Below are 26472 nucleotides of genomic sequence, written 5' to 3'. Positions count from 1 at the left end.
TGTTTGTTTGTACGTAATGATGTGTTATGATTAATAGAGTCCATAGTGATATCGATACCTCGTGTATAAGATTTGGTTTAGCGACATTAATCATAACACAAATCGGTATTTACTATGGATTTTTTATATGTTCAATTTCAGTTTACAATTAACCTTTTTTATTTTTTATTACTTGCAAAGAGTATCTGTTTACACAAAAAATCCGCAGTCATCATGACTGCGGTAACGTTTCTTATAAGTGGAGCGGGTGAAGGGAATCGAACCCTCGCGACCAGCTTGGAAGGCTGGGGCTCTACCATTGAGCTACACCCGCATAAAAAAATGGTCGGGGCAGCAGGATTCGAACCTGCGACCCCCTGGTCCCAAGCCAGGTGCGCTACCAAACTGCGCTATGCCCCGATATATAAAGAATACTATTCTTTTCGCTGTTGTTTACTACTTCGTTCTCAACAACAAAGCTATTGTATCATACCACGCTAATGTGTGCAAGTACTTTTTTATAATTTTTTTACAATTTTTGCAAAAAACTTTACACCATCAAAAATCATCACAAAATACGGTATTCTTCATATAAAACGACGATTATACAGGCTCTTTATTGCCTCTTAAATCGCCGTTTTCATCCTATCGTCTTATATTTTACTTTTAATCCATCCTTGTGTGAGCATCCCCATCCCCATGGCCAACGCTATCGGAAAGAATAATTCCACGGAAAACCGCGATAATTCCAGCATAAACACAGCGGAAGTAAGCGGCATTTTTTGTGCCAAGCCAAGGAACACGACAGCACCCAAAAATGCACTGAGCCCGATGGAAATCGGCCCGATAGCAAAGTTCCAGGCAATGGCGACTACCAACGCCAACGTACTGCCCAACATCATAGATGGTGTAATTTTACCGCCATACGCACCGGCCCCCATGGCCAAGAGAACTGCCGCCCATTTGGCAGCAAATAACCCCAAACCGTATTCCCACGGCACAAGATGAGCGAAGGTGAGCTGGTTGCCCGGTTTTCCGTTACCCAAAATAGCAGGGAAGTATATAGCCATAAGACCTACAAGGCCAAAAGCAATCACGAAGAAAATAATCATCTTAGGGCTCTTACGATCAAGTTTCGGCAGCTTAGTCTGCGATTTATCAAAAAGGACAACAGCCACACCGATAATAATCCCGATGAGCACCGCAAATTCAGCAAAATTACCAATCATAGCCGGTTGCGGCATGTCATACTGAACCGTATCGCCAAGGCCCAATCGCACTACGAAGGTAGCGATACCACAGGCAATAAAGGCGGAGCTCAAAGCCCTCACATTCCATGTCAAAAGCAGCGTTTCCAACACGAATATCGTCGCCGACACCGGTGAATTATATACAGCCGCCAAACCGGCACCAGATGCACAAGCAATAAGTAACGACCGATTTTCATTCGTCAATTTCACATACCGCATCACCCATGTAATGAGTGCTGAAGTTGCTTCACGCGGTGCTACTTCTCGGCCGAGTGGCGAGCCCATGGCAACGGTTATAATTTGCAAAGTGGAATGAAGTAACGTCGTAATCGGCGGCATTTCTTTTGTCACATCTTTTACCGCATCTTTAACTTCGACTAATTTTCCGCCATAACGATGAATCAACACCCAACCGACACCGCCTACAAGGCCGCATGCCAAAAGCGCCCAAATGCGGCGTTCTCCGCTCGCCTGAGCTACTCCGACACCAAAGCTTAAATGCTCGGCAGCACTGTATCCAAAGGTGAGATGCTGAATAACATGTAATAAATTAGTAAATACTATGCCCACAATGCCGGCAAAGATACCGACTAAAACGACCAGACCAAACACTTTACGCTCTAACATACAAAATTTACTCCTACACCTGTATTTCTTCGTTTACTTTAAAATTTATAAATTATATCCCTATTATAACACTTAAAATCCTATTTCCGACTCATTGTACAACTTATTTACATACTACATATTTTTTTACAAAAGCAATACGTCACGAAGGCCTGTCGTAAAATAAGTTATTTTCCCTGTTTCATTTCAATCAGTGCATTCACTACGGTTACCTGAGAAATATGATCCCCCGCTTCATTGGTCACTTTAATCTCCCACACATGACTGCGTTTACCGCCATGAAGCAAAGTACCCTTGGCCAGTAATTTTCCCTGCGGTTTCGTTGCTTTTAAGTGATGAGCCGTAATTGTCTGGCCTACGCCTACATAAGCCCCTTTGCCTATTAAATTGCTGGCCATGCCGGCTATAGCTTCACAATAGGCTAAAGTGGCCCCACCGTTTAAAAAGCCAAACGGTTGTGCATGAAATTCCGTCATTGTCATGGCACTTTCAAAGCCTGTATCCGTCAGATTCACATAGTCTATGCTAAGTTGATCAACTAATGTCATTGCTATCTCCCTTCTTATTTATGTATATACTTTCCTGTAAATTCTTACCTGCAAATACGCCTTGCAAAATATATCCTCGCCACATCAGTCTGTGACTATTCAAAAACAACCCTATCCAGCGTATATTCGTTAAGTATAGCTTCATTAATCGCGGTACCAAGTCCCGGTTTAAAATCAACCGCTAATTTACCTTCTGAAAACTCGATTGGCGTGGTAATAATATCCGCATCAAAATACCGACTCATATCCGATAAATCACCGGCCATCCACGTATCGGCCAGTGTCGCCAGCTGCACATGCATGTATTTTGAAACACCGCTTTCCACCATACTGCCTATCCAAAAACCGATATTATGAGCACGGCAATAGTTAATACAATCTATGGTTTCGCGAAGGCCACCCAACCGTCCGACTTTAATATTCAGTAAATCCATCCATCCGCTTTCATGCATATCTTTTAAGTCCGCCAATGATTGCACACTTTCATCAAAGCAAAGCGGCGTCTTAATGGCTTTACGCAACGTTTGTGGCAATGCTTTATACTGAGCTGCCCCTTTTGATGTAAACGGCTCTTCCAGAGAACGTAAATTATACGCATTGAGTGCTATAATCTCATCGAGTCGGGTAGTATCAAAACTACAATTGGCATCACCGGCCAATATAATATCCGGATAAGCCGTGCGCATTGCTGCTACTCGTTCCACCGCATCACCGGGTTTCAGTTTCAACTTAATGCGCTTACAGCCCTTGGCTACGTGCGCAGCTGCGACTTTTAACAATTCAGGAATCGGCATATCGCCGAGCACTACACCGGATTCGATGGCTCTCCGTTTTTTACCGGCCACCAAAGTCCCTATAGTCGATAACCCCTGCTCACCGTAATAGGCATGAAGTAAAGCATTCTCCAGCCCGGCCCAAGCCATGGGGTATTGAGATCGCAACCTGTCGCACTCAATAGGCTGAAACTCATCATAATCGGCAGCCCGTGACTCATCATAATCGGCAGGCCGTAACGCATCGTATCCACCAGTCCCTGCCACATTCTGCTCGACCGGATTTAACTGCCGAATCAACTCATACATCGCCCAAGGCCCGGACAGCGTTTTACCTACAAAAAAAGGCAGCCACGTCGTCAACAGTATATCTTTACTCTTGGCTAACGTTTCTGCCGTATAAAAAGGCTCCGTAAACGCCACCACTTCGCCATAACCGCTATAGCCTGACGATGTAGTGACGCCTACGATAAGACTTTCTCTATGTGATAAGGTGCCTTGGGACGTACGAAAGGTAAAGCGCATCGGTAAACCAATGTGCCACAACGTAATCTTTGTTATCGTCATCTCATGAGTCATCGTTTGTCCCTCACATCTAACCATATTATAATTATCAACTACTTTTGGTTATATCCCCGTAGAGATAGCCAAACGCTATTCCCTGTAACCGGGCCCAAAGCCTTACATATCCGCCGCTTCATCAATAAGTGTCCGGCGCATAATTTTGCCCGAATTATTCCGCGGCAAACGGGCCAAACGACAAATGGCTTTCGGCTGTTTATAGCGGCCCAAGTTTTCACTTAAATGTTCTTTAACCGCTTTTACACTGGCTTCACCGGCATAATAAAGAATCGGCACCTGCCCCCAACGTTCATCTTCTTTAGGCACTACGGCGCATTCCGTAACGCCCGGCAAACGATATAGGCAATCCTCCAACTCTTTCGGATAGATATTTTCGCCGCCGGATATAATAATATCCTGGCGTCGATTTACGATATATAAATACCCGGCTTTATCCAAATAGCCCATGTCATCGGTGTTAAAAAAGCCTACAATCGGCGGTTTGCCTAAATACCCCGTCATCAACATAGGCGACTGCAACCAGATTTCACCGATACCGGTTTCATCCGGATTGCGCACTTCGATGACAACGCCGGGCAACGGTTTCCCCACCGCCTGCCGTTTGTCCGGATGCTCGAGCACATTAACTGTCGCACTCTGAGCAAACGTTTCCGTCATGCCGTATGTCTTAAAAATCGGCATATCTTTGGCTAAGCAGGTTTCCACCAAGGCATCGGGAATAAATTCACCGCCCAAGAGTACCACCCTAAGAGCATGCTTGTCGATACGATCCACAATGCGTTGTAATACAGTCGGAACTAAAGACACCATGGTTAATTCACCGGATGTAATACCCTTCACGACTTTATCTTCATCAAAGGACGACATAATCGTAGCCGCCGTGCCGTTATATAAGGTTCGTAAAATAATGGACAAACCCGATACATGAAACATGGGCAACACAGTGAGCCAATTATCCGTCGGCGTAACGCCAAGAACCTTGGCCGATGCTTTTACATGTGCCTCAATCTGGCCCCAACGAAGCGGCACAGACTTAACCGAACCGGTTGTAGCACTGGTGTTCATAATAGCCGCAATAGCCTGGTCCATCAAGGGCGGTACCAAGAGGCCTTCAAAACATTGGACCAGTCGCATGCGCGACGTTTCATCCATAGGCGGTAAAGCAGACCAGGTACGCCAAGCCACTTCATTCACCGCACTGTGGTGAGGCCTGCAAAAACGACCGTTACAGGTTGCTTCTACCCGTTCCTGCACTGTAGGCGATGCAAAGATCAAGTGCACCTTCAGATCAAGGGCCTGCTGTTCCTGCTCCGCCACCGTGAGGTGAGGATTGACTAAAAATACTTCTTTCCCTAAGGACCATAACGCAAAGAGCATCACCGCCATATCCACCGAGTTTTCACTGCAAAGGCCGATACGGTTTTCACCGCGCACTACGGCCGACAAAAAGCCAGCTTGCAGCACAGTACGCTCATATATCGTTTTATAAGTATAGCCATCAAGAAAGGGCTGATTCGGAGTTGCTTGCGCCCGCTCTCGTAACCATCGCATAGTTAAAACGTCCTCCTATCAAGGGAATTTAGGGAATTGTTTGAAATTAGGTTTGCGTTTTTCTTTGAACGCATCGCGACCTTCTTTAGCTTCATCGGTCGTGTAGAACATAAGGGTAGCATCGCCGCCGAATTGCTGTAAGCCGGCGAGGCCGTCGGTATCGGCATTGAAGGATGCTTTTAAGAAACGAAGTGCCATTGGGGACAATTGAAGAATTTCTTCACACCATTTAACGGTTTCTTCTTCGAGCTGATCAAAAGGCACGACTGTATTAACAAGGCCCATGTCGAGAGCTTCTTGAGCCGTATATTGACGGCATAAGAACCAGATTTCACGGGCTTTTTTATGACCAACCAAACGAGCGAGGTAACCGGCACCGTAACCGGCATCGAAGGAACCTACACGCGGACCGGTCTGACCGAATTTAGCGTTTTCAGAGGCAATAGACAAGTCACAAACGATATGAAGTACATGACCGCCGCCGATTGCATAGCCGTTAACCATGGCAATAACAGGTTTTGGCGTGATGCGGATTAAATGCTGAAGATCGAGTACATTAAGACGCGGAATACGGTCTTCACCTACATAACCGCCGTTACCGCGTACACTCTGATCGCCGCCGGAGCAGAATGCTTCTTTATTCACATCGCCACCGTGGTTGGCACCGGTCAAAATAATTACACCCACTTCAGTATCATCACGGGCAATGGTAAATGCATCAATGAGTTCTACAACCGTCTTAGGACGAAACGCATTGCGAATTTCCGGACGATTAATGGTAATTTTGGCAATGCCGTTATAGGTTTCATAAATTACATCTTCATAACCGCGATCCAATACTTGCCAATCAAACTTGCTCATAATAGCCTCCTTTTTAAAAATCTGCCGACAGTTCTGACTGTATACGGCACGTATTCACTATCTACATGTTACATCATATTGAGTTATATTCAATACCTATTAACTGATGTTCTTGTCATTATAATCTGATAAAAATAGATTTACTATATCATTAAACGCATCGGGCATTTCCGTATGCACATTATGACCGGCCTCCGCGACCGACACATGAGCCACATTTTCACAAATACCGAAAACAGTTTGCCCGATTGTATCATACTTGGTATCAAGCGAGCCCGATACATAGAGAATCTCCATCTCCAATTCAGAGATTTTATTGCCTACATACGGCGTCATACCTTGACCGGTACCGCGTAATGTATGGGCCAATACCTCCGGCGTATTACTGAGTCGCCGTTCTTTAATCGTATGTTGCACCGCCGACGACAATTTCTGTTGCGTCTCAAAAATAGGCAGTTTTGACCACATATCTTCAAACCATTCAATGGAATGGGTTTCAATCTTATGAGCCAACACTTCATCACGAGCCGCGCGCTCCTGCCGTTCATTGATGTCTTCAATCCCCGCCGAAGCCGATTCCAATATGAGGAACAAAAGCCTTGACGGCTCATACATAGCTGCATACTGAAGGGCTATACGACCGCCCATCGAGTACCCCATAAGACCGTACGGTTCTTCACCTACCAAAGTATGAATCAGCGTATACAGGTGTCGAAGCACTGTATCCAACTGATATAGTACCGGATTGTGCGATCGATCCGATACACCATGTCCCAAGAAATCTACGCAATACAGGCGAAAACCCGGGAGTTGTAATTTGTCCCAAGTATCGCCGGCTTCGCCAAAACCATGCAGGCAAATAAGCGGCATACCTTCGCCCCTTAAGGACACATGGTACGACACGTTATCAATACTTATATATACATCATCGGCTGCTTCCAAAACAGCCGTAATCTCTTCTCGATCACCTTGATCGTACATTGATGTTTCATCAAGGCTGTCATCGAAGTCATTTCTCATACACAGTTACCGTATACTTTCTGTGAAGTTCACGACTTACTTCACGATTTGTTTTTACTTCCAGCAAATGGATGCCACCAGCTTTTAGGGCTCGGTCTACATCATCGGCAAACGTCTCGTACGACGTAACCGCCTGATAGCGAATGCCCATCAAATCGGCTAACGCACTGTAGTTCAGCCCTTGCGGCGTCCCAAATAAATATTCAAAATGATTAATGCCTTTTTGCGGTAAATATTCAAAAATACCGCCACCATCATTATTAAACAACACAATTACTAAGTTTAAGCCTTCATTTTTCCCCATAACAAGACCGTTCATATCATGGAAAAAAGATAAATCCCCCGTCACGAGTACGGTCTGCTCACCCTTGGCAGCGGCAATACCCAACGCCGTTGATTCAGTGCCGTCAATTCCGTTGATACCGCGATTGCCGAACACGCGCGTATTAGGTTTGCCTTGTTGCCAAAAGTAATCGAAATCACGAATCGGCATACTGTTGGCTACCACTACGTTCACCGCCTGCGGCAATCCGTGTTTTATTAAGGTCCGTCCATCGAGTGCATCATTCAGTTCATGCACAAAACGGCCTTCAAATAAAGTGGCTTCCTCATGAACCTTGTTCATTCGGAGACTGGTACTATGCTGCGCCGTCAGCCAACGGTTCACATATTTATTGCCGCATAATTTTTCGACATAATTGTTTCTGACTGTTAAAAATTCTTCAAACGATACATCGGATTCAACCGCCTCATCAAGCTGTTCGACCGACCAACGGGTGTCGGTTAATGATTTGACTGCATCCAAAGCGAAGGCAACAGGATCACTTTGTAACACTACATTAGTCGTCACCGTACCATTGCGATAAGCTGTACCTGCATCAATCTGATAACACATAATATCGGGATGCTGTTTTATAAACTGCTGTAATCGTTTGGAAACCGGCATTTGACCCATCATTAAGATGTAATCGGGAACCAGTTTTGCTTGCCAGTCCGCATTGCTCAAAAACGTATCATACTTGTCGATAATGAGCGGATGATTTAACGCTCTCACCGACGATAACGAATCGGCCAACACGGGGGCCGTCAAAGTTTCAGCTAAAGCCAACATAGCCGTGCCATAAGCATTCCCCATTACATGTTTAGGATTATCGTAAAACCCCGGATACAATTCTATACCCTGACAATACGCCAAACCGTTACCATAACCGTTTTCACGATAATATTCATCATCACCGTCACGACCGGTAGCCGGTCCGCACACGATAAGGCCTTTGCGCCCTTCAAGGTCTTCGGCCAGCGCTGCCATAGCCTCTTCACCGAGACGCATAATGCCCGGTTTCATATTAAACTGCCGTTCTTTTTGAAGGCGTCCCTTGGCAAACTGCTCAGCACTCATATCCGGTACCAACGGTTCACGTAAAGGCACATTAATCTGCACCGGTCCCGGTACGCTGTCCATTGCCTTCATATAAGCCCGCTGAATCACCTGACGAGCATACACGGCCGACGCCGTGGCCGTGCTCCCGGCAATATCCGGACTCAGCGTTTCAAAATGATTCACAAAGGATCCGAAAAGTTTTACCTGGTCCATCGTTTGCGGTGCCCCTACAAACTGCGCTTCTGGCGGTCTGTCGGCGGTGAGCACAATTAGCGGTACGCGACTGTGAAACGCCTCAATAACAGCGGGATAGTAATGAGCACCGGCCGAACCGGAGGTGCACACCAAAGCCACCGGCCTGTGCAGGCGTTTTGCCAAACCGAGTGCCAAAAAGCCGGCTGAACGTTCATCAATATTCATATATGTTTTATAGCCGCCATGAGCCATGAACAACACGGCCATACCGGTCGAACGGGACCCGCCGCTGAATACTACGTGACGGACACCAAGTTCAAATAACTCATCTACTGCAGCTGCAATATATTCGTTCATCGTACACCTCCATAAAATCTCTGACAATACACTTATTTTGCTTTTTAATTGTACCATATAGCCCCGACTAAGCCTATGACTTGATAGTTCAAGCAAAGCTCCGCAGAAGCCTCTGCAGGTAAACAAAACACCTATAAGGCTCGCAAAATAGTTTGTAATTTAGTCATTGTTTCGGTGTATTCCGACCGACAATCCGAATCGGCCACCACGCCGCAACCGGCATAGGCATATAAAGTTTTCCCATGGATAAGGGCCGAACGAATGCCTACAATCAAAAGCCCGTCACCGGCTTCACGAAAGAGTGGCGTATTGCCGCACACCCAGCCGATGGGAGCCGCATATAAACCGCGTTCATACGGCTCATACTGTTTCAAAAGAGCTAACGCCGCTTCACGCGGTTCACCACCCATAGCCGGTGTCGGATGAAGTGCTTTAGCCATTGTCAAAATTGAATGCTCCGTATCATGACCATAAAGCAATGTACGTAAATGATACAAATTAGGGAGCTCCATAATATGCGTATCTTTCACTTCCACCCGCTCGCATAAATCGCTCATAGTAGACTTAATCATATCTACCACAATATTGTGCTCGTAGCGGTTTTTAGCATCAGCCAAAAGGCGTGCCCCTTGATCATGAATGTCATCTTTTTTCATAGTGCCTGCCAACGCATAACTCATAAAGTCCTGCCCGCGCTTGCGTACCAGTACTTCCGGCGAAGCACCTAAAAATACAGCCTCACCCTTACTATAGGCAAAGATAAAAGCACCTTGATTTTGAGCTACCAAACGCCCGATAATCGACGTGCTGTCAAAAGGTTTATCACTCTCGAGCGTCACTTTACGCGACGCTACCACCTTAGTCACCGTACCGGCCGCAATACCGGCTTGAATATGGCCGAACAATGCCTGCCAAGCCGCATAGTCATCGGCATCCGCTTGCCGATACACATGATCCGTCGGAGTAATCGCATCCGATTTAACGGTCGGCGGCTCGTCAGCAGCCGTTACCCAATAAGCACGGCCTTCTTCCTGTACATAGTAATGCGTAAAAACTACCAATTCATTACCCATGTCCTGCCACGCTTTATCAGTCACTGTATCGAAAAAGGTCCGGCTGTACCAGGCCCACGGATATTCCGGTAATTCCGCCTCGGTAATACGTTTAACCCGACCGGCCGCTACAATAACACGGTTAACCTGCGTATCATGCCAATACACCCGTTCCTCCCCATCGAAGTGTTGCCATACAGCCAACGGTTCCGATATATCTGTTGGAAAGATTGTATATTTCATAAACATCCTCATTCTTAAATTATCTGTAACATCTTATTATACCACTCTCATAGGGTAAAAGAAAACCGCTCTCATCAGGGAACCAAAGCAAAATAAAATCGTGCTCATCAAGCATCAAAGACAAAATAAAACCGCCCTTACAGGCGGCTTTAAGATTAGTACCCAATTATTATGTTTACTGATGTGATACGTGTTCAATCCCCTGGCTGAGTAACATAACCACGTGTTCATCATTAAGACTGTACATTACGGTTTTGCCCTCTTTACGGAATGTTACCAGACGAGCTTGACGCAATACACGCAATTGATGTGAAATAGCGGATTGCCCCATCCCCATAGATTCGGCAATATCCGTAACACACATCTCCTTATTCAATAATTGCTGTACAATGCGAATTCGTGTAGGATCTCCCAACACTTTGAACAAATCAGCCAATTCTTGCACATCTACCTGTGCATGAGCAACATCCATACCATAACTCCTATTACACGTTTATTATTTCTTCATCTATCCACTGTTTTACATTATATACCGAAAAACCATTTTTTAACCAGCTTAATTTTGACCTGCAGCATCTGTCGCAGTCGGTGCAGTCGGTGGTTCACCAATTTGATTAAGCGGTGTCCGACTATCAATTTCCTGTTGTGCTTCACTTTCCGGTGTTGCCATTTCTAAAGAAACACCCCGTGAATATACACCGGTAACAACACCATACCCGTCTTTAATCTTAAGGGTGGCCAGCAATGTGCCTTTATAGGTCGTATAAAATGCAGGATTAACTTTGGTCAAATCTAATGTTACCCGGTCAAAAAGCAGGTGGAATTCTACATCCGTATTTTCCACACGTGTAACCCGGGCCAAAATATAATCACCGGCAGTCGGCTTTTTATCAGATACGCCGGTTACTTCCAAAATACCATTCGGCTTGGCCGAAACCCATACATAGACTTCCTGATCATGGACCGGCAAACGCCCGCCCTGCCATGGCCCGCGACTTCCTAAAAATTTGACACTCAAATAATCGGACGGAATCCAACCGGCCGTACGCGACAAGGAAACCGGCCATTGGTATTCACCGCCGCCTTGCAACAAAGACGTAGACCGTTGCTGAATAAAAAATGGTGACAATAAGGTAAGGATACCTACCACAACAAAGAGAATCCATTTAATATATACTTTATTGCGCATCGTCGGCTCCCCCCTTTCGTGTATCACTTTCATTATTTACAGGGTTCGCAGTCGCAGCCGGCTCACGCGAATCGGTGACATTACCATCACTGTTTTCGGCTGCCGTGCCGTTAACCGAATCGTCCGTCTGAGCCGCCACATCGATATGTTCATCATCGCCCAATGTCTGACGACGTCGCAATCGCCGATTAGCCCTGGCCACCGATGAATTAACTTGTGCCTGACGAGTTTGCTTACGCCACATATAAAACAGATTCACCGCAAATATGGCAACACCGGTCACCATAAATGTAAAGCCTCTTTCGACAAATGAGAAAGTCGGATCAAAGAATCGGGCCGCAATCATGGCCAAGAAGGTAAAAATACACCCGTTCACCAAAGCTACCCGCTTCGTTACCGTACCTTGCCACAAAAGGACACCCGCCAACAAGACTATATACAAGTTGAACAGGATAGAGCCGGTTAACGGCGTCAAGCCCCAATGAACCGACAGCATTAATAGGCCTACAATAATCGGACAGAAAGTAATTAAAATCTCTGTTCCCATCCGTTTTTGCCAAAGTGCATTCAAACCGCCCACAACTAAAACTAACGCAACCAGACCTAAGCCTATACTCAGCCAATCAGCCGAGGCAGCTGCTTCTTCCTGCCAAGTACTAATGAAAGTGCCGTATACAACGACGTACATAAGACCAAGGACACCAATACCGCGGAACGGCAAAGACCACAATCCCTGTTCACGAGATAAGCTCCCCAATGCATAGGTGGCTGCCGACAAAGCGGCTACAAAGAATAAACTGAGCGATAAATTATACGAATTAATCGTAAAGAAGAACGTACCGAAAATAGCCGCCACATAGGCCCATGAAAGCCATAAGGTCGACAAATAGGAACGGGTTTTACGGCGCAACCGTTCCGCAAAGAACGGACTGCCGGCCGCCAAGAGCAACCACAGCCATACAGGTTCTCCCCACAGCGAAAGTTCCCGTACCGATACACTCCATAATAAACCAATCAGCAAGTAAGCCATCATGGTAAAACCGGAACCCAAGAGATAAATAACCGGCAAGGTCAACAGCATAATAAGGAGTGAATAAAATCCCCAGCCTTCGCCCGTATAATAGGTATCACTCATCAATACCGTCGAAATGGTAAGAGCCGCCACATAAAAAAGCCCTATACCTTCCGCATAGATGCTGCCTCGTGGGACTTTCCAAACACCCAGTCCCAAAGCGATGACCGCCAATAACAAGAGAGCAATACACCAATCCATACGACCGGCCGGTGAAAAACTGTACCAATAACCGGCAAAAAGTAAAAATAAACCCAAACTTGTAAGTAACAACCCCAATAATAACACCAACAATCTTCTGAGTGAAGGTCCCTTCTTGGTGTCTACGGTACCATAAAACACGCGCATTTGTGCGGCATGTTCTTTAGAAATCCAGCCCTTCTCCTCCCATTCAGGCAATTGTTCATGTAGCCAAACAATCCGTTGTTTATTCATAGTACCTCCATTCTAAAAAGAGGCTTTGCCCCTTGGCGAGCAAAGCCCCTCATATGTGACTATTTATTTGACAACGAGCACCGGGCAAGTAGAATGACTGGTTACATAGCTACTTATGCTGCCCATAAATAAACCTTTCAAAGGTCCCAAGCCGCGACTGCCCATTACAATTAAATCGGCATTAAATTTCTTGGCCACTGCTAATACAGCCGGGCCCGGGGATCCTACTTCAAATACATTTTTAACGGCAATATCGGCAGGTACATCTTTGGAAACATCTTCCAAAATCTTTTTACCTGTTTCTTCCATATCTTCAGCAATCTGTTCCGAAACATAACCGCCGCTGATTGGGGTCTGGTCAAAGTTAGAAATAGCAGACACAATATTCGCTACATGCACAATAATAAGTTGTGCTTCATTCCGTTCGCAGATAGACACTGCATGTTGCAATGCACGTTTGGAGTTTTCAGAACCGTCAGCCGGAACAACTATTGTTTTGTATACTACTTTATTGATGCGATCTTCTTGCATATGAATCCCTCCCATTGGTGAATGAATTTATTTCATTCACGATGACTTCTTCTATACTGTAAGTATTCTCTATGGAGTTACAAAAGTCCTTTTTTATTTCAAAAAATTTTCAAAAAAAGTTTAAGAATTTTTTAAATTAAAGCGGAAACTCGCATAATAAGATTGTATGACTGCTGCCAAGCAATCCTCAAACACGATTACAATATAACCGTACCGCCGCTTATAAGACCTTTATGCTGAATTCGAACACCTTCTACCATTTTCATTAATTCATCTAAAGTAACTTGACCGTTATCCGGTGCCAAGACACGAGCCACTACCGCTTCCCCGGAGTCAGTCAAAGTAATATAGGATGCGAATTTAATGGCAATGCCTTCACCGCGCTGTAAGGAACCAGCAATCAAAGACCCGGTGTTATGATTATCAATCAAAGTTTTATATGTTTCAATCGTAGCCCCGTAATTAGTTACCAATTCATTCACATAGAAGTCAGCCATTTCCTGACGAGCCTGCATAGTCGGATAGGAAGCCCTGGAATCCATAGTTACCGTTTTTTCCATTGAGAATAACCCCACTTCAATACGGTAGATATCCTTGGATAAAACGGCCCCGTTTCTGTTCTGCATTTCCACTTTAAACCCGCTCGGTTTGATAAAGCTGATTTCATCGGTCAAGGCCAAATTACCTACGTTACGATATTTATCTTTCATCAATTTAAAGGACGGCACTACATTTTTCACAACACCCTGCATCATATAGTCATTATATTTGCTCGGATACATCATCGTCATAGTGTAACGCTGTGTAGGATCGGCCTGCATAATGAATTCCGCATCAAAGAACGTGGACCCGGTTTCGCCGGCATCACTGCGCACGAAAGAATCCCAGCGTGCCGTAGTGGCACCCTTGAAATCAAATAAATCACCGTCTAAGGTATAGCCGTTCAAATCTCTACGATTTTCACGCCATAAAGCAAGATAGCGCTCCTTCGTCATATTCGCAACGGACTCGTTATACCAAGTAGTATTCCACTCCTGCAGGCTTACATTACCGGTCACAATATTATCGCGTTTTGTAAATGAAACAAGGAACGGCTCGGAAATAGAGCTTTCTGCTAAATTAAAGAAATAGCCGCGCTCGGTGCTGCCGTCTTCTTTGGCTTGTGACTCATAACGGCCGTTCGTGAGGCGCCAAGGCACCGTAAATGTATAACCGTCCTGATAATCGCGAACTTCCGTTGTCATCGTAGTCGCATACGATTGATACGCTGTCGGTAAGTCAGATTCGCTATGAACACCGCGAGCCTCAAAGGGTTGAGCTTCCGCCGTTGCCTTGGTCGTGTCATAGCTTGGTAAACTTTTCGCATAACCTGTACCGGCCACGCTCAAAAGTGCTCCTACCGCTAAGGTAGCAATTCGTATTTGCCATCGTTGCTTCATTACATATGTCTCCTTTACTTATAGCATAGAATCTAAAAATGCCTTGGTACGTGGTGACTTTGGATTGGAAAAAACGTCTTCCGGTTTGCCTTCTTCTTGAATAATGCCGTCAGCCATAAAAATAATGCGATCCGCCACTTGACGGGCAAACGCCATTTCATGGGTCACGATAATCATCGTCATATGTTCTTCCGCCAACTGCTGAATGGTGCGGAGTACTTCACCGGTCAATTCCGGATCGAGTGCCGATGTAGGTTCGTCAAAAAGCATAATGCTCGGATTCATAGCCAGTGCTCTGGCAATCGCTACACGCTGTTTCTGACCGCCGGAGAGCTTGGAAGGATATACATCCTTTTTCTCCCAAAGGCCTACTTTTTTAAGCAAAGCTTCCGCTGTAGGCGCAATCTCTGCCGTTTTCATACCTTTTACCATCTGCGGCGCAATCAAAATATTGTCCCACACGGTCATGTGCGGAAATAAATTAAATTGCTGGAATACCATCCCCATACGCAACAACAGTTCTTGTTGCGTCTTTTTGTCGGTATATACAGCATTACCGTCCCCCTCAGTCCGTACCAAAGGTGTACCATCTACTACTATTGTACCACGGTCTATCACTTCCAGCTGGCCTAAACAGCGTAAAAATGTAGATTTCCCCGAACCGGACGGTCCGATAATGGCCACAACCTCACCTTTATCCATTGAAAGGGATACTTTTTTGAGAACAGGTAGGCCGTCAAAGCTTTTTTCTATCTCTTTCATTTCAATAAAGCTCATGTCTGATCCTCCTATTCATCGTACACAGCGTAACGTTTTTCCAAATAGTTAAAAATATTAGTCAATACAAAGGTCATTATTAAATAGAATATAGCCGCTACGATAAAAGCAGACGTATCAAAATCACGTTGCACAATACCGCGCGTAATTCTAAGAACATCGTTCATAGCTAAAATATACACCAAAGACGTATCTTTGAGCAAGTTGATTGTTTCATTCGCAAGTGGCGGCAATACACGTTTAATTACCTGCGGCAAGATAATCTTGCGCATAGTCTGCACATACGTAAAGCCCAAAACCTTAGCTCCTTCATACTGTCCTTTCGGGATGGATTGGATGCCGCCGCGGAAGATTTCACATAAATAGGCCGCATAATTGAGGACAAAGGAAATAACCGCCGCCGTTGTATCATCGAGCTGTACCCCGATATACGGAATGAACGGTAAACCGTAATAAATAAATAAGATCTGAAGCATTAACGGTGTACCGCGCATAACATACACGTAAAGGGCCATGATTTTGCGCACAATACCGATAGGTGACAGGCGCAATAAAGCCGCCAAAATACCGGCCGGTAACGATAATACTAACACAATTAAAAACAGGGATACGGTCACCCCGAGGCCATTGGCTATGACCGGCGTAATCTTCAATAAATAGTCTATTAATTCCATCAGACTGACTCCTTTCAAAGAAAGAAAGGAGGTAAGGACTACCTCCTTTCTTCACTGCTATATTAACCGGGTTGTGTGAACGGTTACAGCCTTACGCCGTGCCTGACACCAATCGATTATTTAAAAGCATCTTTATTCAATAAGTTACTGTTGCCGAACCATTTCTGAGCAATCTTATCGGCAGTACCATCATTCATTACTTGTTTTAAAACATCATTAATTTTAGCCTGCAGGGCTTTGTCTTCCAAACGGAAACCTACGCCCATTTTTTCAGCACCATAGTCACCGTTAGCCAAGCGGAATACGCCCGCTTTCTGAGTCATCGTGAACTGACCTACGATACCGTCAACTACGAGGGCATCGATACGACCGAGTTCCAAATCCATAAAGGCATTAACGAAGTCGCCATATTTTTTAACTTCTTTGAAACCGCGTTCTTGTGCATCTTTATCAATCGCTGCTTCAACACTGCTGCCTTGCTGTGTACCTACGATTTTACCTTTTAAATCATCTTTACTCTGAATTGGCGAATCGTTACGAACAACGATAATTTGTTTATCTTGAACATATGGTGTGGAGAACAAGATATTCTTTTCGCGTTCCGGCGTAATACTTAAACCGTTCCACAACGCATCAATACGTTTGCTCTTAAGCTCAGCTTCCTTGCTGTCCCAGTCAATTGGTTTAAATTCTACTTCCATACCGGCCCGTTTAGCTACTTCTTTAGCCAAATCGATATCGAAACCTACGATTTCACCTTTATCATCACGGAAGCCCATTGGCGGGAAGTTGTCATCCAAACCGATCACAATTTTCTTCGGCAATTCGGTGGCAGCTGCTTTATCTTTATCCGCATCATTACCGCAACCGGCTGCAAACGCCGCCATCGTAAACATCGCCAGGCCCAAGGCCAACATCTTCTTCAATTTCATAACTAAGTCCCCTCTTTCATCTTTCTCAAGCTAATTTACTGTTCAAATTTATGAACTCATTATACTTTATCTAGATAAAGTTGTAAAGAGCTAAAACTCTTTTTTTAAAATCAAATACGCATGATGTTAAGAACTTAAAGTTATAGATGCAAAAACGGCCCGACCGGGTCGGACCGTTTTACTTATACCATACGATGACTGCGTTCATCAATCACCGACAGCAATTTTAGTTTTTGCTTATACTGCACAAACTGTAAATCCACCATTACGATAAGGATACCCCCACTATCGGTAACCATATGGATCTCCTCCCAATTGGCGGTAAAACCGATAATCTGCGCATATGGAATAAAGGTGTAATAGTAATCACCGTTCCAGAGCATATCGATACGCTCCAAAAGACTGGCCGGCCGGCGTCGAATGACAATTCCATTCTCACACACGTACACCAATGGACGTCGCTGTCTCGTCATGCGCCATACACAAAAACCGACAATAATATAGTCAATTGCAATATGATTCCAAACCGTACCGCGTTGTGAATGCCACACGGCCCAAGTTGCCACGGCACCGAAAAACAACCACATAACCCAAGATACTACTATATAATCGGAAAACGTTTCCTCTACTTCACCACAAGGAAAGCGTTCACTTACTTCACGTACTTCCATATCCCCACCTCCAGCCTCAGCCCAAGGTTCCCCTAAATACAGATTATTATTTACGATGAAGACCCATGGCAAGTTCTACGTCACGATACGTTTTGCTTGCTTTTTCACGAGCTTTAGCGGCTCCTTCGTCAAGAATGTGATCCAATTCAGGACTGTCAATTAATTCATTGTATCGCTCCTGAAGTGGACGTAAAGAATCAATCAATAATTCAGCCACATCTTTTTTGAAAGTACCATAACCTTGACCAACATAGCGTTGTTCGATCGTTTCATACGAATCTTTAGTAATGGCTGCATAAATTCCCATCAAGTTAGAAATGCCCGGTTTATTTTCTTTGTCATAGTGAACGGAATTTTCCGAGTCAGTCTGAGCCCGTTTTAATTTCTTAAGAATCGTTTCTTCATCATCCAAGAGTCGAATCGTAGCCATCTGATTATCATCAGATTTACTCATTTTCTTGGTTGGTTCCTGAAGGCTCATAACGCGAGCACCGCCTACGCTGAGTTTAATTTCAGGAATGGTGAAAACTTCGCCGTACACACGATTAAAGCGCTGTGCCAAGTCGCGAGTCAATTCCAAATGCTGCTTCTGGTCTTCCCCTACTGGTACGTAATTTGTTTGATAGAGCAAGATATCGGCAGCCATGAGTGGCGGATAGGTCAAAAGGCCTGCCGGAATGGAATCACCGCGTTTTTGCGATTTATCTTTATATTGCGTCATACGTTCCAATTCGCCTACATAACTGATGGTTGTCATAATCCAACCTAAACGTACATGTTCCGGCACTTCGGATTGTACGAACAAAGTTACCCTCTTAGGATCAAGGCCGGCTGCTAAATATAATGCTGCCAAGCGACGGGTATTAGTAAATAATTCTTTTGGGTCTTGCGGCACCGTAATGGCGTGCTGGTTAACCACACAATAGTAACATTCATCAGTATCTTGATAATCCAAGAAATTGCGTAACGCTCCTAAATAATTGCCTAAGGTCAATTCACCGCTCGGTTGAATGCCTGAAAAAATAACTGACATGAAAATTCCTCCTATAAAAGTTTCGCCCTCTCTCATATCGGCGAAAGCTTTTTATGTATTATATATTATTGTACCCCGAAAACGTCATTCTGTACATGAAAAATAACCGTGGCTACAGTACATATAGCCACGGTTACGATTGTAAAAATTGATAATTGATTATTCAACCGTTACGGATTTAGCCAAGTTTCTTGGTTTATCAACGTCGGTACCACGCGTAATTGCTGCATAGTAAGCCAACAACTGCAATGGTACAACGGCTAAAATAGGGGCTGTAAATTTATCTGAGCGTGGCACAAAAATTGTGTGGTCCACATATTTGGAAATTTCCGTATCACCGGCAAGACCGAGACCGATAACAATCGCATCACGAGCTTTAACTTCCTTAATATTGCTCATCATTTTTTCGCGTACGTCTTCCTGCGTAGCCAAAGCAATAACCGGTACACCTTCTTCAATAAGAGCCAAGGTGCCGTGTTTTAATTCACCGCCGGCATACGCTTCAGCATGGATGTAAGAAATTTCTTTTAATTTCAAAGAACCTTCCATAGCTACCGCATAGTCGATGGAGCGCCCCAAGAAGAATGCATCTTCACGGAAACCGTAGTTACGGGCAAAGGCTTTAATATCGTCAACCGTTTCAAAAATTTCATTGCACAAGTTAGGCAATTCATGTAAATCAGTTAAGATTTTTTCAGCCAAAGCGGCATCCAATTTGCCGTTCAATTTACCGATGTATACAGCCAATAACAACAAGGCTACGAGCTGAGTTGTATAAGCTTTAGTAGATGCAACGGCGATTTCAGGGCCGGCCCAAGTGTAGATTACCTGATTGGCTTCACGAGCGATAGAAGAACCTACCACATTGGTTACTGCCAAGGAACGGGCACCGCGACGTTTAGCTTCTTTTAAAGCAGCCAACGTATCACTGGTTTCACCGGATTGGCTGATAACAATAGCCAAGGTATTTTTATCAGTCAACGGATCGCGATAACGGTATTCGGACGCAATATCCACTTCTACCGGAATGCGTGCCAATTGTTCGATATAGTATTTAGCTACTAAGCCTGCATGATACGCCGTGCCGCAAGCCGTAATCAAAATACGGTTAACGGACGCCACATCAGCCGGTTCCCAACCTAATTCTTCAAACACAACTTCTTTATTGTCTTTAGAGATACGGCCGGTCAAAGTATCACGAATAGCTTTTGGTTGTTCGTAAATTTCTTTCAACATGAAATGTTCAAAACCGCCTTTTTCGGCAGCTTCCGCATTCCAAGTTACATGATATACTTTTTTGTTAATTAAGTTGCCTTCCAAATCACTTACGCGTACGGAGTCTTTAGTAACAACAGCTACTTCGCCGTCGTTCAAGATGTAAGTGTCGCGTGTATGATTGATGATAGCCGGAATATCGGAAGCAATGAAGTTTTCACCTTTGCCGAGACCGATAACGAGCGGATTATCTTTTTTAGAACAAATAATACGGCTTGGATCATCAGCACAAAGAATAACTAAGGAGTAAGAACCTTCAATGCGTTGTAACACGCGGCGAACGGTACCTTCAAAGTCTCCGTCATACAAATCAGCCAACAAATGGGCCACTACTTCTGTATCCGTTTCGGATTTAAATTCATAGCCTTTTTTGATTAATTCTTCTTTAATCGGTAAATAGTTTTCCACAATACCGTTGTGAACGACTGCAAATAAACCTTTTGCATCCGTATGAGGGTGAGCGTTCATATCCGATGGACGACCGTGAGTAGCCCAACGAGTATGACCGATACCTACATGACCCGGATTGGGGTCTTCTTTAACAATTGCTTGTAAGTTAGCCAGACGACCAACTTTTTTCTGCACTTTAATTACATTATTGGCACCTAAAACAGCGATCCCGGCTGAATCATAGCCGCGATACTCGAGTTTAGAAAGACCGTCCAACATAAACTCAGACGCGTCTTCAAATCCAATATATCCTACAATACCACACATGGTTGTATCCTCCTGAAAACAGACTACTCCAATTGCTTCGTATAAGTCTTTTGTTCTCATCGTCACCGATAGACATTGTAACTTATATAACGACTGAAGCCGGCCGAGAGGCATCCGCTGATGTTTCGATACTCCTCTACCTCGTCTACTGAATCGGCTGTCTCCGTTCAGTGCCTGCGCTATTCGCCTTTACGAATTAGGTAACCTCCTTTACTTAAGTTGCGACAGTCTCACAGTTATGAGCATACTCTCGGGACCTTGTAAACTACTGTTCAGAATTCACCGAAAGTGTCTCAAAATGCTTCTGAAAGGCCTTCAGCACTACTTCTGAATATAGCTCTCAATAAACACTCTGTGTCCATTTATTATAACTGATATAGGTATACTTGTAAAGATATGTAAAAAACGCGTAAAATCCATAGCTGACGGGGATCTTGATACTTAAATCCGCCTATCATACTATGGATTTTAACAGTTTATCTTATTCTTCTACGAGACCTTGTTCACGACCGATGGTTTCCGCTACAGTATGACAAATACGTTCCAATTGTTCATGATCCGGACCTTCCGCCATAACACGAATCAACGCTTCCGTACCGGACGGACGAACCAAAATACGTCCGTTTTCACCGAGTTCACGAGCTGCTTCGGAAATTTCCGCTTTGATAAGCGGATTTTCATCCCAGCCGGTCTTCGTTACTACGTGAACATTCACGAGTAATTGCGGGTATTTCACCATGACTTTGGCAAGCTCCGATAAAGGCTGACCGGACTTTTTAAGTAAGGCAAGCATCTGTACGGCTGTCAATAAGCCGTCACCGGTGCTGTTGTAGTCAAGGAAAATTACATGACCCGACTGTTCGCCGCCGATGGAATAACCTTCGGCACGCATTTTTTCGAGTACGTAGCGGTCACCTACAGCTGTGGAGAATGTTTTCATACCTAATTCTTTGGCGGCTTTGTGGAAACCGATATTACTCATTACCGTACCTACAATCATATCTTGCTTCAAACGGTCTTGTTCTTTGAGCTGTTTAGCACAAAGAAGCATGATTTGGTCGCCGTCGAGAGCTTCGCCTTTTTCATCAACTAAAAGGCACCGGTCTGCGTCACCGTCATTGGCAATCCCCACATCCGCACCGTATTTAACAACGGCCGCTTGGAGACCTTCCATGTGAGTGGAACCGGCATTTTCATTGATATTAACACCGTCCGGATCGACATTGATGGCAATCACCTTAGCGCCTAATTTTTCAAAAACTTCAGGACCTACGGCCGAAGCGGCACCATTGGCCCCGTCATAAACAATCGTCAAACCTTCAAGGGATACGTCTACGGTACTTTCCACAAAAGCGGCATATTCATGAGCGAGTTCACGGCTGTTAAGAATACGGCCGATATCCGCACCCGTAGGGCGTTCCAAATTATTTTCACTGCTCTGCTGACATAAATCTTCCAATTCATCTTCAACCGCATCCGGCAATTTAAATCCTTGACCGTCAAAGAATTTAATTCCGTTATCCGGGAATTTATTATGCGAAGCGGAAATAACAACGCCTGCATCCCAACCGTGCTTACGTACCAAGTACGCTACGGCCGGAGTCGGTACCACACCGGCAACCACTACATCACCGCCTACCGAGCAAATGCCGGCAGCCAACGCATTTTCAAGCATAGCGCCGGAAATACGAGTATCGCGACCAATGAGGAATACAGGTCGTTTTTTCTGACGACCGAAATACGAAGCCGCTGCGCGACCCAAGTGATACGCCAATTCAGGCGTCAAAAACGCATTTACTACCCCACGCACCCCATCGGTGCCAAATAATCTAGACATTACGCTTCTCCTTCCTGCGCCATTAACGGCTTATACGCAACCATCACACGAATGGCTGTTTCCGCACCATCCAAAGCGGCACTCATGATACCGCCTGCATAGCCGGCTCCTTCACCCATAGGGTATAGTCCTTTGACCGTCGGCGATTGCCGATCATCATCTCGCAAAATGCGTAATGGTGAGGAGGTTCTCGTTTCTACACCGGTCATACAAATCTGTGGTTCATCAAATCCTTTAATACGACGTCCGAAATACGGCAACGCCCGTTCTATAACATCCGTTACATAGGTCGGCAAACATTCATGAAGATCCGCCGCCACTACGCCGGGACGATAGGAATGCGGTGCTGCTGCATCCTGTTCCGGCACGGTACCTTTTTGACGGACCAAGAAATCACCCACTGTTTGAAGCGGTGCCTTATAATCACGGCCGCCCAATTCAAAGGCTTTCTTTTCCCATTCGCGTTGAAACGCAACCCCACCGAGCGGATGGGTGCCGAAATCGTCAGGGCCTACGGTAACTACCAAGGCACTATTGGCTACGCCGCTGGCACGAGCATACAAACTCATGCCGTTCGTAACCACATGGCCGTCCTCCGAAGCAGAGGCCACCACTTCACCGCCGGGACACATACAGAAGCTGTACGCCGTACGGCCCGTCTCTTTATCATGATAGACAACGGAATATTCCGCCGCCCCAAGTCCCAATTCGGCAGGATCGATACCATATTGTGAAATATCAATCATTGACTGAGGATGTTCAATGCGAACACCTACGGCAAACGGTTTGCTTTCCATGGCAATACCGAATTTATACAGCATCTCATACGTATCTCGTGCACTATGACCGACACCGGCCAACACGAGGCGTGTAGGAATCATTTCTTCATGATTTACTTCAACGCCCACAATCTGGTTTGCTTGCAATTGAAGTTTCGTCAGCTTAGCCCCGAAACGGACTTCACCGCCCCAAGCTATAATTTGCTGACGCATGGCTTTTACCATGCCGCGCAGCACATCAGTCCCCACATGCGGTTTATGCTTGTAGAGGATTTCCTGCGGTGCCCCGAAACGGACAAAATATTTGGCAATCTCGTGCAGTCTCGGATGGGTAACGCGCGTCGTTAATTTACCGTCGGAAAATGTCCCGGCACCGCCTTCACCGAACTGTACATTCGATTCCGCTTTGAATTCACCAGTTTTCCAAAATGTTTCTACATCATGAGATCGTTGGTCCACATCTTGACCGCGCTCGAGCACGATGGGACGATACCCTTCACGAGCCAAATAAAACGCGGCCAACATACCGGCCGGACCGAAGCCGACTACAACCGGACGCTCCGTGAGAAGCTGTTCACCGTGAACAATCGGTTCCGGTTCGATAGGTTCCATGGTACTCACATTTTTGTCGCGGCCGAGTTTTTTCATTACCGCCGCCTCATTATGGACCGCCACAAATAAAGTGTACACAAACGTAATATGCGGTTTTTTACGAGCATCAACGGCTCGTCTCACTACATGAATCTCTTGAATCTGATCTTTTAAGACAGGAAATTTATGAACAAGTAAGGCTTCCAGCGGATTTTTATTTTTTACGTCCACTCGAAAATTAATTATTCTTAGCATTAGCGTCTCCTAAATATTTTTTGACGATTTCCACGATTACGTGAACTCTCGCCGGTGTTATCGAATAGTTTTCATTCGGTACCAAGTCATAGTCACCTTCAATATTGGCGACCTGCCCGTTTAACGGAATGTCTATGGTACGAACCTCGGTAAGATCTTTAATCGCACCTTCTTTACCGCTCACAAGGACTTGCTGCGGTTCAACCGTTACACTTTTAACAGCGTATTCACTGTCTAAAGTTCCTGTTAAATTTGCTACGGCCGGTAAATTTTTCTCAAAACGAATTTGTTCCAAATCAATTTGAGCCTGGCCCTGACGCGGTGTAATGGTTACTTTATCAACCGTCTTGCCGGCTGCGTTAACGGCTACCATCATGCCGGAGGCCGTAAAATCAGCCCGTCGGTCATTCATTTTTACGCGCAATACTACATGTGCCACCGAATCAACTTCTTGCTTAGCACCGCTTACGGTAACTACTTTCGGTACCGTATTAATAGCCTTAATGGCTACATCTTCCAGCACTTTGCCCAATTGCTGTACCTCTACCGGTACTTCACGCAAGGTATATTCATCTACATTTACATTTACCGTATCCGGCGTCATACTGATAAGACTTACGCCCGACGGCGGTGTAAACTGAATCTGAACATTCTGCTGTCCCGGTGCTACATCCCCCATGTCCATATAGGCTTTGAGGGTACTCTGATTAATTGCCAAAATCGAATTACGCGGTCCGCGTAAATGAATATGCACTTCTGAAGGAATATTCTCTACCACATATTGAGAATTCAAATTCTGCATTTGAACCGGTACGGTGTAGTTAATATCCACAATCGGATTCTGTTCCTTCATGACAAAGAACCATAATAAAATGGCACCTAAGAGGGACAAAATTTTAGCCATCCAATGGCCTTGATTTTTATTAATCCATCGCATCATTTTTTAGCCCTCCATTTCTTCAAGAAGGACAACGCATTCTTAGGGCGTTCCATGAAAGCTCTGAGCGATTCGCGCAACTGTTCTTCCGGTAAATGACGATAAATATGACCGCCATAAGTGTAAGAAATCTTACCGGTTTCTTCACTCACTACCAAAACAACCGCATCAGCCTGTTCACTGAGACCGATAGCCGCACGGTGACGCGTGCCGAGTTCTGTACTCAAAGAGCGATCCTGTGTTAACGGTAATAAACAACCGGCTGCCATAATACGATTGCCGCGAATAACGACGGCCCCGTCATGGAGCGGTGTATTCGGAATAAATATGTTATTTAAGAGCTCTCGTGACACTTTACCGTCGATTTCGATACCCGTATCGATGATTTCACCAAGCCCTACTTCACGTTCAAAAACAATCAAAGCACCAATGCGATCACGCGACATTACCTTCGCCGATGCCATCACTTCATTGACCAAATTATCGATTTCAACTTCACTTACATCCTGTGATTTTGAAAACAGTCGTCCTCGCCCTAATCGTTCCAACGCACGTCGCAACTCCGGCTGAAATACTACCGGCAAAGCAACCAATAAGACGGTCATCCCTTGTTGCAACAACCAGCTGATAACATGTAAATCAAAAAAACGACTGGCCACATTAATAAGCCCCAATACAATCAGGCCTTTTAACAGTGCCATGGCGCGTGTATCACGAATTTGTTTATATAAATAGTAAATTAAAACCGCTACCGATAGAATATCGACTAAATCGCCGAATCGGAACGTTTCAATTAAACCCTGTAATTGTGCCATCATATATAACCACTCCTCAGGAGGTTCACAAATAAATAAAGAGTACTCTGCGCTGATGCACAGGTACTCTTTTATTTTACCTTATTTTAAGCGT

Annotated in this window: 23 protein-coding genes and 2 tRNA genes; all 25 read right to left on the bottom strand. The window is 45.0% G+C overall.

The genetic code is table 11. The features are described from left to right. Positions 1-239: 239 nt before the first annotated feature. Positions 240-313, bottom strand: a tRNA-Gly gene (locus EO126_RS08925). A 9-nt stretch (positions 314-322) separates the two neighbouring features. Next, positions 323-399 (bottom strand) — tRNA-Pro (locus EO126_RS08920). Positions 400-632: 233 nt separating this feature from the next. Continuing rightward, complete coding sequence (locus tag EO126_RS08915; protein ID WP_127008525.1) at positions 633-1856, bottom strand: chloride channel protein; 1224 nt, start codon at positions 1854-1856, stop codon at positions 633-635. Positions 1857-2023: 167 nt separating this feature from the next. Continuing rightward, entirely contained in the window at positions 2024-2404 is a 381-nt protein-coding gene (locus EO126_RS08910) for a PaaI family thioesterase (RefSeq protein ID WP_006556075.1), read from the bottom strand. A gap of 95 nt (positions 2405-2499) precedes the next feature. Next, positions 2500-3756, bottom strand: a complete 1257-nt coding sequence (menC, locus tag EO126_RS08905; RefSeq protein WP_006556074.1) for an o-succinylbenzoate synthase — start codon at positions 3754-3756, stop codon at positions 2500-2502. Positions 3757-3858: 102 nt separating this feature from the next. Continuing rightward, a complete protein-coding gene (menE, locus tag EO126_RS08900) occupies positions 3859-5310 on the bottom strand; it encodes an o-succinylbenzoate--CoA ligase (protein ID WP_006556073.1) in 1452 nt (483 codons plus the stop codon). Between the two features lie 18 nt (positions 5311-5328). Then, positions 5329-6171 (bottom strand): 1,4-dihydroxy-2-naphthoyl-CoA synthase, encoded by an 843-nt coding sequence (menB, locus tag EO126_RS08895; protein ID WP_006556072.1) that lies wholly within the window; start codon positions 6169-6171, stop codon positions 5329-5331. Positions 6172-6270: 99 nt separating this feature from the next. After that, positions 6271-7191: a 2-succinyl-6-hydroxy-2,4-cyclohexadiene-1-carboxylate synthase gene (menH, locus tag EO126_RS08890; protein WP_006556071.1), complete on the bottom strand. Its 921-nt coding sequence runs from the start codon at positions 7189-7191 to the stop codon at positions 6271-6273. Further along, entirely contained in the window at positions 7181-9124 is a 1944-nt protein-coding gene (gene menD / locus EO126_RS08885; RefSeq protein WP_006556070.1) for a 2-succinyl-5-enolpyruvyl-6-hydroxy-3-cyclohexene-1-carboxylic-acid synthase, read from the bottom strand. Before menD ends, menH begins: the two co-directional genes overlap by 11 nt. Positions 9125-9255: 131 nt before the next feature. Beyond that, a complete protein-coding gene (locus tag EO126_RS08880) occupies positions 9256-10419 on the bottom strand; it encodes an isochorismate synthase (RefSeq protein WP_006556069.1) in 1164 nt (387 codons plus the stop codon). A gap of 175 nt (positions 10420-10594) precedes the next feature. Further along, complete coding sequence (locus tag EO126_RS08875) at positions 10595-10891, bottom strand: ArsR/SmtB family transcription factor (RefSeq protein ID WP_006556068.1); 297 nt, start codon at positions 10889-10891, stop codon at positions 10595-10597. Positions 10892-10975: 84 nt separating this feature from the next. After that, the gene (locus tag EO126_RS08870) at positions 10976-11608 is read right to left on the bottom strand and encodes a hypothetical protein (protein WP_006556067.1); all 633 of its coding nucleotides are present in this window, start codon (positions 11606-11608) and stop codon (positions 10976-10978) included. Then, positions 11598-13115 (bottom strand): DUF2157 domain-containing protein, encoded by a 1518-nt coding sequence (locus EO126_RS08865; RefSeq protein ID WP_006556066.1) that lies wholly within the window; start codon positions 13113-13115, stop codon positions 11598-11600. The genes EO126_RS08870 and EO126_RS08865 overlap by 11 nt, the downstream gene beginning before the upstream one ends. A 63-nt stretch (positions 13116-13178) precedes the next feature. Then, positions 13179-13646: a universal stress protein gene (locus tag EO126_RS08860; RefSeq protein WP_006556065.1), complete on the bottom strand. Its 468-nt coding sequence runs from the start codon at positions 13644-13646 to the stop codon at positions 13179-13181. Positions 13647-13843: 197 nt separating this feature from the next. After that, entirely contained in the window at positions 13844-15085 is a 1242-nt protein-coding gene (locus EO126_RS08855; protein ID WP_006556064.1) for a hypothetical protein, read from the bottom strand. 18 nt (positions 15086-15103) lie between these two features. Beyond that, the gene (locus tag EO126_RS08850) at positions 15104-15862 is read right to left on the bottom strand and encodes an amino acid ABC transporter ATP-binding protein (protein WP_006556063.1); all 759 of its coding nucleotides are present in this window, start codon (positions 15860-15862) and stop codon (positions 15104-15106) included. Between the two features lie 11 nt (positions 15863-15873). Then, complete coding sequence (locus EO126_RS08845; protein ID WP_006556062.1) at positions 15874-16536, bottom strand: amino acid ABC transporter permease; 663 nt, start codon at positions 16534-16536, stop codon at positions 15874-15876. A gap of 116 nt (positions 16537-16652) precedes the next feature. Further along, positions 16653-17468 carry an amino acid ABC transporter substrate-binding protein gene (locus EO126_RS08840; protein WP_006556061.1) on the bottom strand — a complete coding sequence of 272 codons (816 nt, stop codon included), beginning with the start codon at positions 17466-17468 and terminating at the stop codon, positions 16653-16655. A gap of 182 nt (positions 17469-17650) precedes the next feature. Continuing rightward, positions 17651-18139 (bottom strand): hypothetical protein, encoded by a 489-nt coding sequence (locus tag EO126_RS08835; protein ID WP_006556060.1) that lies wholly within the window; start codon positions 18137-18139, stop codon positions 17651-17653. A gap of 46 nt (positions 18140-18185) precedes the next feature. Further along, positions 18186-19172, bottom strand: coding sequence for a tryptophan--tRNA ligase (gene trpS, locus EO126_RS08830; protein ID WP_127008523.1), 987 nt, complete (start codon positions 19170-19172; stop codon positions 18186-18188). Positions 19173-19331: 159 nt separating this feature from the next. Next, positions 19332-21164, bottom strand: coding sequence for a glutamine--fructose-6-phosphate transaminase (isomerizing) (gene glmS, locus EO126_RS08825; protein WP_006556058.1), 1833 nt, complete (start codon positions 21162-21164; stop codon positions 19332-19334). 481 nt (positions 21165-21645) lie between these two features. Then, on the bottom strand, positions 21646-23001 hold the full coding sequence (gene glmM, locus EO126_RS08820) for a phosphoglucosamine mutase (protein ID WP_006556057.1): 1356 nt from the start codon (positions 22999-23001) through the stop codon (positions 21646-21648). Beyond that, positions 23001-24626 (bottom strand): NAD(P)/FAD-dependent oxidoreductase, encoded by a 1626-nt coding sequence (locus tag EO126_RS08815; protein ID WP_006556056.1) that lies wholly within the window; start codon positions 24624-24626, stop codon positions 23001-23003. Before EO126_RS08815 ends, glmM begins: the two co-directional genes overlap by 1 nt. Beyond that, entirely contained in the window at positions 24610-25566 is a 957-nt protein-coding gene (locus EO126_RS08810) for a CdaR family protein (protein ID WP_127008521.1), read from the bottom strand. The genes EO126_RS08815 and EO126_RS08810 overlap by 17 nt, the downstream gene beginning before the upstream one ends. Continuing rightward, positions 25563-26381: a diadenylate cyclase CdaA gene (gene cdaA, locus EO126_RS08805; protein WP_006556054.1), complete on the bottom strand. Its 819-nt coding sequence runs from the start codon at positions 26379-26381 to the stop codon at positions 25563-25565. Before cdaA ends, EO126_RS08810 begins: the two co-directional genes overlap by 4 nt. Positions 26382-26472: the final 91 nt, after the last annotated feature.

The organism is Veillonella seminalis (assembly GCF_003992065.1).
In the GTDB taxonomy this organism is placed as follows: Bacteria; Bacillota; Negativicutes; order Veillonellales; family Veillonellaceae; genus Veillonella_A; species Veillonella_A seminalis.
The sequence above is the reverse complement of the archived record's forward strand: the minus strand, read 5'-3'. Positions and strand labels throughout refer to the sequence as shown.